At 39.3% G+C, this 14906-nt stretch carries 10 protein-coding genes; 5 read left to right on the top strand and 5 right to left on the bottom strand.

Annotated elements, in window-relative coordinates; genetic code table 11:
* Positions 1-32: 32 nt before the first annotated feature.
* From AB3G38_RS13230 to AB3G38_RS13220, 3 genes are all read left to right on the top strand, one after another.
* Positions 33-3392 carry a SusC/RagA family TonB-linked outer membrane protein gene (locus AB3G38_RS13230; protein ID WP_367864374.1) on the top strand — a complete coding sequence of 1120 codons (3360 nt, stop codon included), beginning with the start codon at positions 33-35 and terminating at the stop codon, positions 3390-3392.
* Positions 3393-3411: 19 nt separating this feature from the next.
* Positions 3412-4737, top strand: coding sequence for a RagB/SusD family nutrient uptake outer membrane protein (locus AB3G38_RS13225; RefSeq protein WP_367864373.1), 1326 nt, complete (start codon positions 3412-3414; stop codon positions 4735-4737).
* A 92-nt stretch (positions 4738-4829) separates the two neighbouring features.
* Positions 4830-5582 (top strand): LytR/AlgR family response regulator transcription factor, encoded by a 753-nt coding sequence (locus AB3G38_RS13220; RefSeq protein WP_367864372.1) that lies wholly within the window; start codon positions 4830-4832, stop codon positions 5580-5582.
* Positions 5583-5588: 6 nt separating this feature from the next.
* On the opposite strand, the gene AB3G38_RS13215 is transcribed toward AB3G38_RS13220, so the two are convergent.
* Complete coding sequence (locus tag AB3G38_RS13215) at positions 5589-7370, bottom strand: patatin-like phospholipase family protein (RefSeq protein WP_367864371.1); 1782 nt, start codon at positions 7368-7370, stop codon at positions 5589-5591.
* Between the two features lie 194 nt (positions 7371-7564).
* On the opposite strand from AB3G38_RS13215, the gene AB3G38_RS13210 reads away from it, so the two are divergent.
* The gene (locus AB3G38_RS13210; RefSeq protein ID WP_367864370.1) at positions 7565-11170 is read left to right on the top strand and encodes a BamA/TamA family outer membrane protein; all 3606 of its coding nucleotides are present in this window, start codon (positions 7565-7567) and stop codon (positions 11168-11170) included.
* Between the two features lie 54 nt (positions 11171-11224).
* A complete protein-coding gene (locus tag AB3G38_RS13205; RefSeq protein ID WP_367864369.1) occupies positions 11225-11821 on the top strand; it encodes a GNAT family N-acetyltransferase in 597 nt (198 codons plus the stop codon).
* A gap of 61 nt (positions 11822-11882) precedes the next feature.
* On the opposite strand, the gene AB3G38_RS13200 is transcribed toward AB3G38_RS13205, so the two are convergent.
* Genes AB3G38_RS13200 through AB3G38_RS13185 form a run of 4 tightly spaced genes read right to left on the bottom strand, consistent with a single transcriptional unit; the run spans position 11883 to position 14718 of the window.
* Positions 11883-12851, bottom strand: a complete 969-nt coding sequence (locus AB3G38_RS13200; RefSeq protein ID WP_367864368.1) for a DUF5777 family beta-barrel protein — start codon at positions 12849-12851, stop codon at positions 11883-11885.
* 36 nt (positions 12852-12887) lie between these two features.
* Positions 12888-13439 carry a YceI family protein gene (locus tag AB3G38_RS13195; protein WP_367864367.1) on the bottom strand — a complete coding sequence of 184 codons (552 nt, stop codon included), beginning with the start codon at positions 13437-13439 and terminating at the stop codon, positions 12888-12890.
* 36 nt (positions 13440-13475) lie between these two features.
* Complete coding sequence (locus AB3G38_RS13190; protein ID WP_367864366.1) at positions 13476-13832, bottom strand: cytochrome c; 357 nt, start codon at positions 13830-13832, stop codon at positions 13476-13478.
* Positions 13833-13842: 10 nt separating this feature from the next.
* Positions 13843-14718, bottom strand: coding sequence for a hypothetical protein (locus AB3G38_RS13185; RefSeq protein ID WP_367864365.1), 876 nt, complete (start codon positions 14716-14718; stop codon positions 13843-13845).
* Positions 14719-14906 lie beyond the last annotated feature (188 nt).

The following is a 14906-nucleotide window of genomic DNA, read 5'->3' as shown; positions in this document are numbered from 1 at the left end:
AACTATTATCAAACACACCTAAACAACAAACTATGATTAAAAATCTACTGTTAATACTCTTCCTGATTGGCCTCAGTCTCTCAGGATACAGTCAGAAACAAACCACTATAAGTGGACAGGTTTTGGATCCGGAAGGATTACCAATACCAGGTGCATCTGTTTATGTGGACAAATCCACCATAGGGGAGCAGACCAATGTGACAGGAGTAATCCAGAATACAGCGATTGGTACTGTAACTAACGCTGAGGGTAAATTTACATTAACTGTTCCTGAAGGTACACCAGCCATTCGCGTAAGTTATATGGGGTATAGCTCAGTATTGGTAAATATTATCAATAAGACTAAAATCACCATTTCGATGGCAAGTAATGACAATAACCTCGGCGAAGTAGTTGTGAACGGTTATACTGCCATTTCAAAACGTAAGAATACCACAGCAGCAACTGTGCTGGATTATGACAAAGTTCGTCAGTCTGGTGTTTCAGGAATCGATCAGATGCTGGAAGGTCAGATTGCCGGTGTAGCAGTGACTTCATTGGGTGGTGGTCCGTCGGGAGCACCGAAAATCCGTATCCGTGGTACAGTTTCATTGAACGGCGGACAAGATCCTTTATGGGTACTGGACGGAATTCCACTAGAAGGAACCAATTTGCCGAATAACCTGACAGATAAAGATAATATTGACCAGTTGCGTAACTTGCCAATCGCAGGTTTAAACCCTGATGATATTGCTGATATTACAATTTTGAAGGATGCAGCAGCAACCTCTATTTATGGAGCCAGAGCAGCAAACGGAGTTATTGTGATCACCACTAAGAAAGGAAAGAAAGGGCCAATATCAATAAACTTTAATGCCAATACTTTCATCTCAGAACGTCCGGACCTGGATAAACTGAACCTGATGAACTCAACTGAAAAAGTTGATTTTGAATTAGGACTTGCAGCAAGACCAGATCTTCTTTACCGGAACAGTCAGGGTGGGGTAGCCAGAATTCTTAATCAGAGCAAAGAATTGGAAAACTATCAAACCAATGGTTTTTCAGCTTTGAGCCCTGCTACTCAGCAAGCAATTAATGCACTGCGCGGAAACAATACAGACTGGGGTAAAGAACTTTACCAGACTGCTATTAACCAACAATATAGTTTAAGTCTTTCTGGTGGAAATGACCAGGCCAATTATTATTTTTCAGGAGGCTATTACGATGAAAAAGGAACAACCATAGGGACAGGGCTGAAAAGATATAATATGACTTTGAAGACTGGTTTTAATATCTCTCAGAAGTTAAAACTTGGCGTTGCAATTTTCGGTTCCAAATCAGATCGTAAAAATTACCTTGCCGATATAGATGGCTTTACGAATCCAGCAAGATATTCCAGGAATGTCAACCCATACCAGCAGGTTAGAAATGCTGATGGAAGTTATTCCTATGACAGGGATATTTTCGGTACCAATAACCTGCGTGGTGATATTTATGTCCCTTTCAACATCATTGAAGAAAGAAATAACACCCGTTATACTTTAGGAAATAAAAGTGTAAAGAGTATTATTGATATGGATTATCAGATCTTTAAAGACCTGAAATTCCATTCTGAACTAGGCTTGCAATTTGAAGAGACAGGTATTGAAAAATATGCAGGTGAAGAATCTTATTTCACGCGTAAATTCAGACAGGGTACAAGTTATTACAACGCTAAAACCAAACAGTACGAATACTTTTTGCCTGCCGGCGCAATTATGCAGAACCAGCAGACTTCTTTCTTTCAGTACAACTGGAAAACTTTGCTGGAATACAAAAAAGTAATTAGCGAGAAACATGAAATTGAAGCACTTGCGGGTACTGAATTCAGGAAAAATAACAGTGATGACCTGGCTACTAAAGCTTTCGGTTATAATGAACGTACTTTAACTAATCAGAATATTCTATTCCCAAGTTCAGACAGGATAAACGATGAAATTTATCGTGCTTACAGAAAGTCAAAACTGAGCAATGCTTATGCTTCTTTCTATGGTACACTTTCTTATACTTATGATAGAAAATATACGGCTTACGGAAGTATTCGTTACGATGGATCAGATTTATTCGGTGTAGATCCTAAATACAGGTACCTGCCAATTTACTCTATCTCGGGCGCATGGAATGCGAATGAGGAAGATTTTATAAAAAAAGCAAAATGGATCTCGAATCTGCGTTTCCGTACTTCGTACGGTATACAAGGGAATATTGACAAAAACACTACGCCGCAAATTGTCGGCAGGTATGGTAGTGCAGATATATTACCTGGTGGCACACAAGAAACAATTAACGTAGAAAGTCCGCCAAATAATAAACTTCGCTGGGAAAAAACGACAACTTTTAATGCAGGTGTAGATCTGGGCTTATTTAACAATGCTTTCCAGATTACTTTTGATTATTACAACAGGAACAGTAAAGATCTGATCGGCTTACAATCTTTACCATTAGAGAATGGATTTGAATTTACCAACTCTAATTTTGCTCAGGTTAAGAATAAAGGATTAGAGCTGACTATTTCGACAAGAAACATCAGCACTAAAGGATTCCAATGGTGGACTGATTTTAACATTGCTCATAATAAAAGTAAAGTTACCCGTGAGATGGCCAGAGCTAATCAATTCACGCCATCAAGAGAAGGTTATCCTGTAAATGCTGTATTCGTTTTGAAAACAGCAGGATTGGATGCTAATGGAATTCCACAATTCATCCAGGACGGTAAAGTGGTATCTGTAGAAAACTTCTATAAATTATATGATCCATATGCAGATTTCTTCCCTGGAAACGCTACCGCTTCTTCTTTAACAAATAAAGAATACCAGGGACTATTTACTTATGCAGGTGACAGAGATCCTAAATATACAGGAGGTTTGATTAACCGTTTCCGTTTTGGAAATATTGATCTGTCTATATCAGCAATCTTTAACCTCAGTCAGCTCATGACTGTTACGCCTGCTTATAATCCAGCAGCAGTTGACCGTGGAATGAATTTCTCTAAAGACATTCTAAACGCATGGACACCTACCAATACAAACACCAATCAGCCGCAGATTTTTGATAGTGCGACTGGTGATGGAAGCCGCTGGATGGCTTATAACTGGTATAACAATACAGATCCTGGAAACTCTTACAAATCTTTGGATATTTTCGCCAAAAGAATGAGCTATCTGCGTGTAAACAGTGTCCGTTTAGGTTATACTTTACCAGCAAGAATTTCATCGAAAATCAAAGCAAATGCATTGAGGTTTAGTGTTGAAGGCAGAAACTTATTCGTATTGAGCACAGGATACAAAGGATATACTGATCCTGAAACTTATGGTAATATTTATGCTCAGCCTATTTCCAGAAGTATTTCAGTTGGTTTGAATGCAACATTTTAAACTTAAAAACAGATTCAAAATGAAGAAAATTATAAAATTATCTGCTGTGCTATTGGTGTTACTCACCCTGGGCAGTTGTAAAAAATATTTAGATATAGAACCCGTAGGAAAAGTTGTCCCTAAAACTGCAAATGATTTCAGGGATTTACTGAATACAGCCTATGCTGGATTCTCCACTAATAAATCACTTTTGGCTATAAGGACAGATGAATTGGCTATCGATGAATCTGGTAATGATATCGCATTTTATCGTGATCTTTTTAAATGGAATGATGCTTCTCCGGATCCTGTAACAACCTCTTTCCAATACCTGGAATTTTATAAAACTATATTTTATGCCAATGAAGTGATTGCGGAAGTGCAGGAGAAGGCAGGTAAAAGTGCAGAAACAGATCAGTTAAAAGGAGAGGCTTACTTATTAAGAGCGTATAGCCACTTTGAATTACTGAATGTATATGCGAAACCTTACCTGGCGGCTACTGCTGGAACTGATCGTGGGATACCTTTATCAATCAAAATGGATCTGGAACAAAAATACGCTCCTGCTACTATTGAGGCTGTTTATAATCAGGTGATTGAAGATATCAATGAAGGTCAGAAATTATTAAATGTAGCTACCTTCGAGGCTGGAAAGAACTATCGTTTTACGACGCGTGCGGCACTGGCGCTGAAAGCCAGAGTTTATGAATTTAAAGGAGACTGGAACAATTCATTAGCTGCTGCTCAGCAGGCTTTAGCAATCAACAATCAGTTGGAAGACCTGAATGTTGAGGGTAGTAAATTACCCAATCATTATCAGGCTAAAGAGAATATCCTGTCGATGGAGAAAACATTAGTGGTTTCTGTAGCGCAGTCTTTCTTTATCTCATCACATTTGCTTAATATTTATAATCAGGAGAATGATCTTCGTTTTCCAATGTACTTCAGTAAATCAAGCAAAGGTTACGTTTCTCAGAAAACAACAGGAAACGAAACTAAGATTTCTTTCCGTAACGGAGAACTCTATCTGATCCAGGCCGAAGCAGCTTTACAAACCGGGAATACTGCGCTGGCAACGGAAAGTTTACTGGCACTTAAGGCTAAGCGTTTAAAGCCTGCTTATTTCCTGACAGAGCAAACGAGAATTCAGGCTTTAGCGAAAACAGAGCTGCTAAAGGAGATTTATGCAGAGCGTGAAAGAGAATTAGCTTTAGAAGGTCATCGCTGGTATGATTTAAGAAGATATGGACAGCCTGCTTTGACGCATACCATATCGGGCACAACTTATACTTTACAGCTAAACGATCCAAGATATACATTGAGATTCCCTAAGGATGCGATCGTGAATAACCCAAATCTATTATAGATAGCATATAGATTATCAAATGATACATTTAACTCCGGTCTGTTTTTGCAGGCCGGAGTTTTTTTTTACATTTACAGTTAAGCAATCCAAGCATGACTGTACTGATTATTGAGGACGAAGAACTCGCTGCAATCACCTTGCAGAATATGCTCGTACACATTAATCCCGAAATACAGGTACATGCAGTTGTCGGAACAGTAGAAGCTGCGGTAAACTGGCTACAACACCATCAGGCAGATCTTTTGTTTATGGACATCCATTTGGGTGATGGAGAAAGTTTCCAGATTTTCCAGAAGGTAGAAGTCAGCAGTCCGGTTATCTTCACTACGGCATACGATCAATATACTTTAAAGGCTTTTAAAAATCAGGGGATTGATTATCTGCTTAAACCTTTTGACGAAGAAGATGTACGTAGTGCATTAACGAAACTGAATAATATCCGCCAGACCAGCAGTGTCAATACTCCTGCACTGGTGCAAAAGGTGGAAGATGTATTAGGAAAAACGCGTAACCGGTTTATGGTGAAGGTTGGTAAGCTGATCAAAACAGTGCCTGCCGATCAGGTCGCTTATTTTATGGCCGATGATAAGTATCTTTTCCTGGTGACTAAAGATCAGCAAAACTATATTATTGAAGAAACTATTGGGAGTCTGGAACCCAAACTGGATCAGGATAATTTCTTCCGGATCAATAGGAAGTTTATCATCCATATCAATGCAATTAAAGAAATGTATAAACTTTCCCGGAACCGGGTCAGAATACATTTGTCTCCAAAACCAGAAAATGTGGAGGTTGTTGTTAGTGAAGAAAGAGCAGAAGCTTTTAAAAAATGGCTTGACCAGTAAAGGAAATCAGGATTTATTGTATTGCTGAAATGGTGATTGATTAAAATCCCACCAGTCTTGTGCCAGCCTGTTTTGAAGATCACCCCAGTAGGGATCATTCTGATCAAATCTGAAAGCATAACGCAACAAACTGTAGCACGTTGTAAACTGCCCGGTTGCAATCAATGCTGCAGGTCTGTTCTCTGCCAGATGATTTTTGTCGAACCAGAGTGAAGTATCCATTTCTGTGGCGAGTTCAGCTACCTGCTGTAAAACCAGGGTGGGCTTCATCAGTTCGTTCAGGTTCATTTTTTTTCCATTGATCTGTACAGTCAGGTTATTTTTGTACCAGGGTTCACTTTTAAGATCTGCAATTCGCTGAAAGTCATTTTTAGGACTCAGCAAGTAGATCGCATTCATCAGGGTGAATTGCCGCCAATGTTTCAATTCTATTTGCTGCACTAAACTTTCTTGTTCCCCCTTTTTCAATAAGGTACCATCGGCTTTGAGCTTCCGCTCAGAGATCTTCTCAAATAATCTATCGTAAGATACTCTTCTTATTTTTTTTAGAAATACAATGGCTGAAAGATAAGCTACTGAGGTGGCACGTGAAATAATCAGCTGTAAAAGAACACTGAGCCGCAGGCGTAAGAAATATGAAATACGCCCAAGAATAACGATGCCATAGGTCTGTTTCTTTTCCTGCACTTTTTGATAGGCAAGGAAACCAGTAATGGAAAAACAGATCGTGGTCAGCAGTAAGGCAGAACTGATTCCTAAAAGTGAAAATGATAATTCAACATAGGTTTTAGTTAGTACTCCAGTGATACATATTCCAGTGAACAGGATTAAAATCAGCAGGTATTGTAAAAGGTTAAGCCTTTGCAGCCAGCTCTTTTTATTTTCCTCAGGGAAATTATAGCCACTGGTATAGTTACTGCTTACATCACAGGTAATGTACAGGTCATAGCCGAATACATTTTTGTTCTGAAGTCTTTCTTCTGCTTTTGTAAAAGAATCGATCCCCTGGTTATCATCAATTCCACCATCCATTAATACAAAATGAGCAGGAGGTATGATCGCTTGTTCTCCTTTATCAGGGGAAAAACGCGGGTCTGTTTTAATTGCAGCTTCCAGTTCGCTTTTACTTAATTGAGTATAGGTGAAATCATTCGGAAATACGAAAGGTTCAAAGCCTACCGGGAAACAGGAAGAACAGGCTAATATATCTGCGAGCTTAATCTTTTTCAGGGTTTCCAGTGCAGCGTGTTGTGCTTTAAATCTTAGGAATTTATTTCCTGGTAAACCCGCATTCTGGAAACGAAAGAGCATACCATTATCAAATTCTGTGGCATTGGCGCAAACTTCTTTAACGCCATTTTTAACAGGGTTCCAGTAAATACCAAACACTTCTTCTTTAAAAAGCAGTTCATCGTAGGCAATTGAAAAAGCATTGATGATATTTCTTGATTTACCAGGACGCTTTTTCCAGGCGCTTTCAGCATTGAGGATCTTAAAAACACGGTCAATTAATTTGGTCCCATGCAAAATATGCTTGTTCATGCTGGCATAAAAGTCAGCGAAAGATTGTCCCTTTCGCTGGCTGACAGTATAGGCCAGGTTGGTAATGGTTCCGCCCGATGCAGAAGAAATAAAATGAACAAGTGAGGTCAGCTTTTTACCATCAATATAAACAGTCTCCATATAGGACAAACAGCCCAGTGCGTAAGATGCTGCCCGGAAACCACCACCTGAAAAGCTTAATGCAATATGTTCAGGTTTTCGTGGTTGAAGCACTGAATATTCCATAATGAGGTTGTTTTAGTCTGGTCTTATTGATTGGCGATAAAAGGTATGACTAATTTGAACAATATCAAAGAAGGGTAGCTATTAAACATTTCTGGCTTTTTATTAGAGGTAGATTGAACTACCATCATGTTTTAATCTTTTATTTTGTTAGAAATGCTGTAATTTTATAACATCATATAAAATGTTATCCGCAAATGAAAAATGCTACGCTCTTACTCTTCTTTTTATTCAGTGCTGCTTTTGTTAATGCACAAGATTCTATAAAATACCGGGTCATTTTTATTGGTGATGCCGGAGAAATGAATGTTGCACAAAGAGAGTCTTTAAAAAATGCGGCTAAACATGTCATTGCCGGAAAAACTACAGTGATGTACCTGGGAGATAATATCTATCCAAGAGGAATGGGTTTACCCGGAAGTAAAGAAGAAGAAACGACCAAACAGATTCTGCAATCTCAATTTCAGCCGATGCGTCAAATGGGAGCTGCGGTCTATTTTATTCCGGGAAACCACGATTGGGATAAAATGGGACCGGATGGCTTGGCTAAAATCATCCGTCAGGGAGAATACCTGGCTGAGCAAAATGACTCTTTATTAAAAATGATTCCGCCAAACGGATGTCCTGATCCGACAGCGATCCAACTCACAGACAACTTAACGATTATTGCTTTTGATAGCGAATGGTGGTTATATCCTTACGCCAAACAAAACCCTGAATCTGAATGCAGCTGCAAGACTAAAGATGATGTAATTGCCTGGATGCAGGAATTGCTGGAAGCCAACAGGGGAAAGGTCATATTATTTGCCGATCATCACCCATTGCAGAGCTACGGCGCGCACGGTGGATATTTCAGCTTAAAAAACCATATTTTCCCATTAACCTCACTGAATAAAAATCTATATATCCCTTTGCCCATTATCGGTTCATTGTATCCATTACTGCGCTCTTCGTTTTTGAGTCCGGAAGACCTGAAGCATCCCTTTTATAAGGATATGATTAAAAAGATAAACGGGGTTTTCGGTGCTTATCCGAATCTTACTTATTTTTCAGGACATGATCATGGTTTACAGCTGATCAAAAGTGAACAGCTTAATCTACAGGTGGTGAGTGGTGGCGGAGCTAAACATTCTGCTAATAAAAAAGGGAAAAACTCTATTTTTCAGGAATCCGAACAAGGTTATGTAACTGCCGATTTGCTGATGAATAATGATATGCGTTACGATTTTTATGTATATACAGAGGGTGGTGTCAAAAAAGTATACAGTTATACTAAACCTTTTGTACCTGTTGCCCGTGAATCCGGGAATACAGTAAAAGTGATCACAAAAGATAGTATTTCTATCAAAATATATCCAAAATATGATAGTGTAAGTAAAGTTCACCGGTTCTTTTTCGGAGAGAATTACAGGAAAGAATACGCGCTGGAAACTAAAGTACAAGTGATCAGGCTTTCTGAGATTAAAGGAGGGCTGACACCATTACAGCGGGGTGGTGGATTTCAGTCACACTCTTTGCGTATGGTGGATAAGCAAGGAAAAGAATGGGTACTAAGAAGTGTAGAGAAATATCCTGAATCGTTGTTGCCAGAGAATCTGAGGGAAACTTTTGCGAAGGATATTTTAAAAGATAACATGTCTGCACAGCATCCGTTTTCGGCATTAATTGTGCCGGATATCGCTGAAGCCGTTGGGGTAGCACACGCTAATCCAATTATCGGATGGATCTCTCCGGATGCTAATCTGGGTAAGTACGGAAGAGTATTTGAAAATACACTTTGTCTTCTGGAAGAAAGAGAACCAACCGGTAAGTCTGATAACACTTATAAAATGTATAAGAAACTGGCCAAAGACAACGACTATACTTATGACGGGCCTCAATACCTGAGAGCAAAAGCATTGGATATAGTGATCGGAGATTGGGACAGACATTTTGATCAGTGGAGATGGACGCTGGATAAAACAGGCGAAAGAGAAGTTTATCAGCCAGTCCCACGTGACCGTGACCAGGTATTTTATCTGAGTCAGGGACTCATTCCGCGCTATGCACAGTCTTCTTACCTGCTGCCAATGATTCAAGGCTATGAAAGAAATGTGAATGATGTCAACTGGTTTGTCTGGGAAAGCCGGGCAATGGCTACCCGTTTATTAAGTCAGTTATCAGAAAAACAGTGGATGGATATTATTCATACTTTTTGTGCTGATTTAACAGATCAGGTGATGGAAAAAGCATTGAAGAAGTTGCCCGAACCGGGGTATTCTTTACGTCATGACCAGCTGCTGGCACAATTGAAAGAAAGAAGAGCGAAATTACCTGCGATGATGAATGAATATTATCATTTCTTAAATAAAATTGTAGACATACAGGCGAGTGATAAAGGAGAACTGATAGAAATTTCGGATGCTGCTGGTGGCGGGTTAACAGTGAATATACACCAGTTATCTAAAAATAAAAAGGTAAAAGAGCAAATGTTCATCAAGACCTTTGATCCGAAAATTACGAAAGAAATCAGGTTATATACTCACAATGGAAATGATAGTCTTATTTTAAACAATAAAGGAACTGATATTCAATTACGCATTATCGGTGGTCATGGAGTTAAAGCTTATCATGTAGAAAACTCTTATCATCGGGTAAAACTTTACGATAAGGTTGATAGTGCTGTTTTTACGGGAGATGCCGGCAGATTTACTAAAATATTATCTAATGATACTGGCAATGTTTCTTACAAGCAAACAGACCTATACCACAGAAGTATGTATTTGCTGAATGGCGGATTTAACAAAGATGATGGATTATCATTAGGCTTCTCTGTTAAATTTATGAATCCTGGATTCAGAAAATTCCCTTATGGAAATATACAGCAGTTTTCTTTTATCCACTCTTTTAGTACAAAAGCTTTTAAGTTTGACTACCGCGGGGAATGGATGCACACTTTCGGGAAAGCAGATTTAATTTTACAGGCCAGTGCTTATGCGCCGCACAATACACAAAATTTCTTTGGTGCGGGGAATGAAACCTCTTTTGATAATTCTATTGATGGGATCAGCTATTACCGCGCAAGGTTTAGTTTATACCAATTTGATCCGGCATTGCGTTGGAAACGGACAAAATCTTCTTTCAGTATCGGGCCGTCTTTTCAATATTATAGTTTCAACAAGGATGACAATACCGGAAGGTTTATTAATAACAGTGCGAACCTGCACTCATCAGATAGCCTGACTATCTCAAAAGATAAATTATATACTGGTGTTGTGGTTAATTTTATCAACAATACCCGGAACAATGAAATCCTGCCTTCTTTAGGAAGTTATATCAATCTGAAATTGCAGGGTTATACGGGACTGAATAAATATTCGAATACCTATGGGCAGTTTACCGGAAGTGTGGCTTTGTATAAAAATCTGGATAGCAGGGCTAATTTTGTAATTGCAGAGCGTTTTGGGGGTGCAGTAACTGTAGGTAAACAACCCTTTTATCAGTCTGCATTTTTAGGTGGGGAAGGAACGCTGCTGGGCTTCCGTCAATTCCGGTTTGCTGGTGATCATAGTTTTTACAATAACCTTGAAATGCGCATTAAACTGGCAGATTTTGTGAGTTATGTATTGCCGGGGCAATTTGGATTGCTTGGTTTTCATGATATAGGAAGAGTGTGGAAAAAAGGAGAAGACTCCACTAAATGGCACAATGGCGTGGGTGGGGGATTGTATTTTGCACCTGCTTCTATGACGGTTGTCCGTGTTGTTGCCGGACATTCTGATGAAGGATGGTATCCTTATATCTCTTTAAGTTTCCGTTATTAACAGGTGTTTTAAAATTGTTTACAGCATCCCGAAGAAAAATTATTACCTTAAGGTATGAGCGAATTACTGAAAGAAACTACTGTTATATTAGAGAATGAACGTGCTTTAATCCGCCCGCTTAGGCTGGCCGACCATGAACATTTACTGCCTTTTTCATTGAATGAACCTGAAATATGGCACTATTCGTTGTCAAGTGCAGGCGGTGCTGAAAATCTGACTGCGTATATCAAAGCGGCGATGGATGATAAGGAAAAAGACAAATCTTATCCTTTTATTATTTTTGATAAGCAAACCAACAGTTATGCTGGTTCTACACGGTATTATGATATACAGCCAGTTTTCAAAACATTGCTCATGGGGTACACCTGGTATGGTGGTGATTTCCAGGGTACAGGGCTCAATAAAAATTGCAAATATCTTTTATTAAAGTATGCCTTTGAAGACCTGGGCATGGAAAGAGTTGAATTCAGGGCAGACAATAGTAACCACAGAAGTCTCGCTGCGATGAAAAGTATTGGCTGTAAACTTGAAGGAGTACTTCGTAACCATATGCCTGATGGACATGGAGGCAGAAGAGATAGTGCTGTTCTCAGTATTTTGAGAAAAGAATGGTTTGATTTTGCGAAAGCAAATCTGGAAGAGAAGTTGTAAAATTAAAATAGATTTTATGTGATCATTCCTCATGACCACATAAAATCTAAAAAGATTAAGCCTATATTTTCTCTTTTTTGTTCTTATTGAAAGAGAATCTTCTGGCAATACTGAAACCCCATCGATACTGACCTTTTAGCCACGAACTGGTTGTCTGCGAGATATACTGCATCTCTTCTATCGCTGCGGCATTGGTGAAGTTCAGGTGAAAAACGTGTCCGCCAGTTTCAATTTCAAGGCCTACACCTAAAGGGTTATAAAATTTCACTCCACTGGTTTGTTCCAGGTAAGCTTTGTCTTCTTTATTGCGGAACGGAAGAAAATAATCAACCACAATAGCCATGCGTTTACTGATTTTAGCTCTTGCACCTGCCCCAATGGCAAAAAGATCATTCTGATCTCTGAAAGCAGTAAAATTTTTATGCACGTAAGTTGGCGTAAGGCTGAAGGAGAAATTTGAATTAAACTTCCTGGCCAGGATAACCTGGCTGACAAAATTCATCCGGTCACTGAATTTATGGTAAGCTGTAGCTGCGGCAGGATCATCACTGGCCTTAACTGCGGCAATTGTATTGCTTCCAAACAGGGTAACAGCAACAGGAATATAATCATCCGTAGTCTGTTCCAGTAATCTATATTTTATGCTTCCTTCGTATAACTGTTGTACATTTGTTGCACCTTTTGCCCTGGCCAGACCAATACTCAGCCTGTCGGTGAGCCCGTAATCAAAACCAATTCTTACATCGGTAGAATTGTCAAGTCCAAAGAACTGTTTTAATCCGCCGTTGCTGCCTGCGATGTCTCCAAAGCGGTGATCAACCTTGAATTCAAGTTCATTTTTATGGATCGTTTCATTGGTGTGCCCGTTAATTAGTTTAGTGTCTTTAAATGTAGCAAACACTTTTTCATGACCCGGGTTCGTATTGGTCAGTTCTTTTTCCAGGTCTTGTCCAAAACCATGAAAGCTGCTGAGAACAAGTCCTGTCAGCAGTAGGTTTTTCCAGAATAACATTAATCGTTTTTGTATCATTTTATACTATTTTCGTAAGTGGTCAGTTGATGAGAATCAGGATGGTTTTTTAGGTTGATATACTGCGGATAAACGTACTTCTACGAATTCGGCAATATGCTTGAAAACCAGAGAAGGTACTTTGATATTGTGATCTTCGATTTTCACTTTAAAGGTTGTTTTTGCCGTAATTACTCCCTGAGCGATGGCCAGGGTTACTTTGCATTTATAAGGCTTGACTACCCCATGAATATCCAGATTCCCTGCTACAGAAACGGTGTAATTTCCATCTTTGCTGAGGTCAACATCATCTGTGATTTTTCCGCTGAACTTGGAAAATGGAAATTTGTCGCTTTCCATATAATTTTCATTAAAGTGCTCTTGCATCAGTTTTTTTGGGAACTGAAATGAGGTATTGCTGACTTTAAAAATGAGTTCTTTAGTTTTAGCGTTGATCACAGAACTGGCTGTATTGCTTTTTCCTTCTATATCCTCAACGACTGTACTGGAAAAGAAAGAAACAGATGCGTTTTTACTGACTAAAATGTCCTGGGCGCGGGCATGAATTGCGAATAGACAAATGCAGATAAAGAGTAATACCCTTTTCATTAGATAGTATGTTTTCATATTTTGATGATTAAATAATTATTGGAGCATACCCTGGTCAAACCAGTCTTTAATAGATTGAAGTTCTGTGGCAGAGAGTGTTCCTCCGATCGGCATAGTTTTACTGACTAAAACAGCCTGTTTGATTCTATCTGCATTACCAGTAACAGAGGTATACCCATTAAAACTCCAGGCAGCAGAGGCTCTGTTACCCGGAGCATGGCATCCGGCACATTTAGCCTGAAGCAGCGGTTGCATTACTTCGGCATAAGAAACCTTGGTACCGGGTTTTTCCGGTACCACAGGTTTAGGTTCATCAGCCTGGTTTTTTGAACAGGCTGATAAAATAAGTAAAGTCATCATGATCGTAATCACAGGATAGGTGAATTTTGACATAGTGGTTAAATTAAGGTGTTAATGCAATTGTGTTTACAGTAAGAATTGGCCACAAACCTGCGCCTACGTTGACGCCTTTAGTGTCACCGCGTTTGGCGTCCGGCCCGAAATAATATAGTGGATGGCCTTTGTAGGTTAATTGTTTTTTGCCCGCAGCTGTAATCTGTACAAACATATCTTTTTTGATTACTGAGGGTACATTGAGCACGTCTGATTCATAGATAGGCCAGGCGCCATCATTACTCAAATCGGCTTTAGTATAGGTATTCAGGTTAAACTTATCAGGTGCATATGCATACAAAGTTCTGCCGGCTGCATCGGTCAGGTATTGGGTAATTCCTGTACCTTCTTTTTCATCAGCAGTATAATTTTTACCGTCAATGCCTACCAGCTGATTGTTTGCGAACATTACGGAGTAATCCGGTTTAGCAATAAACCATGTTCCGCCTGAACCATCGCCATTTACGTCTCCTTTATTTGTATCTCCGGAAAAATAGTATAAAGGCCATCCTTTATAAACAGTTTGTTTTTTGCCGTCCGCACGGGTAATGGTACTGATATCTGTTGCTTTAATTCCTGTAGGAGCAGTCTCGTTTCCTGCATAATAAGGCATCCATGCAATCGCACATGAGCCTGAACAGCCTGATGTACCATTGGCATCAATAGCAAAAGCATAAAGTGATTTTCCATTGGCATCGGTCAGGATACTGCCAAATTTTGCATTGGTAGTCAGAGCCAGGCTGGATGTGGCTGGTGTGGTGACCGGTGTGTTACCATATGGATCTTGTCCGCCAGGTGTGGAGTCATTGTTTTTTGAACAGGCCGAGAGCATAACTATCAATGTTAAACTGCAAAGAGCCATCCATTTTCTAAAAGATAAATTCATGGTTGCTGAGGATAAATGTTAATAATGTTTTTAATTATTGCGGTTACGGCGAATAAGAGCTAAAGGTTGTGTGGAATAGAAAATAAATATTGTTAATAAAAATAATTGTCTGTGGTACAGGTTTTTATGTGTAAAAACAAATTTTATTATTAGGTTTGGCAACCTTTGGTCTATAAGCGACGTATTGG

This window comes from Pedobacter sp. WC2423 (assembly GCF_040822065.1).
Classification (GTDB): Bacteria; Bacteroidota; Bacteroidia; order Sphingobacteriales; family Sphingobacteriaceae; genus Pedobacter.
The sequence above is the reverse complement of the archived record's forward strand: the minus strand, read 5'-3'. Positions and strand labels throughout refer to the sequence as shown.

Coding starts and splice junctions, on each gene's coding strand:
- AB3G38_RS13230 (WP_367864374.1), top strand. CDS start 33: ATGATTAAAAATCTACTGTTAATACTCTTCCTGATTGGCCTCAGTCTC.
- AB3G38_RS13225 (WP_367864373.1), top strand. CDS start 3,412: ATGAAGAAAATTATAAAATTATCTGCTGTGCTATTGGTGTTACTCACC.
- AB3G38_RS13220 (WP_367864372.1), top strand. CDS start 4,830: ATGACTGTACTGATTATTGAGGACGAAGAACTCGCTGCAATCACCTTG.
- AB3G38_RS13215 (WP_367864371.1), bottom strand. CDS start 7,370: ATGGAATATTCAGTGCTTCAACCACGAAAACCTGAACATATTGCATTA.
- AB3G38_RS13210 (WP_367864370.1), top strand. CDS start 7,565: ATGAAAAATGCTACGCTCTTACTCTTCTTTTTATTCAGTGCTGCTTTT.
- AB3G38_RS13205 (WP_367864369.1), top strand. CDS start 11,225: ATGAGCGAATTACTGAAAGAAACTACTGTTATATTAGAGAATGAACGT.
- AB3G38_RS13200 (WP_367864368.1), bottom strand. CDS start 12,851: ATGATACAAAAACGATTAATGTTATTCTGGAAAAACCTACTGCTGACA.
- AB3G38_RS13195 (WP_367864367.1), bottom strand. CDS start 13,439: ATGAAAAGGGTATTACTCTTTATCTGCATTTGTCTATTCGCAATTCAT.
- AB3G38_RS13190 (WP_367864366.1), bottom strand. CDS start 13,832: ATGTCAAAATTCACCTATCCTGTGATTACGATCATGATGACTTTACTT.
- AB3G38_RS13185 (WP_367864365.1), bottom strand. CDS start 14,718: ATGAATTTATCTTTTAGAAAATGGATGGCTCTTTGCAGTTTAACATTG.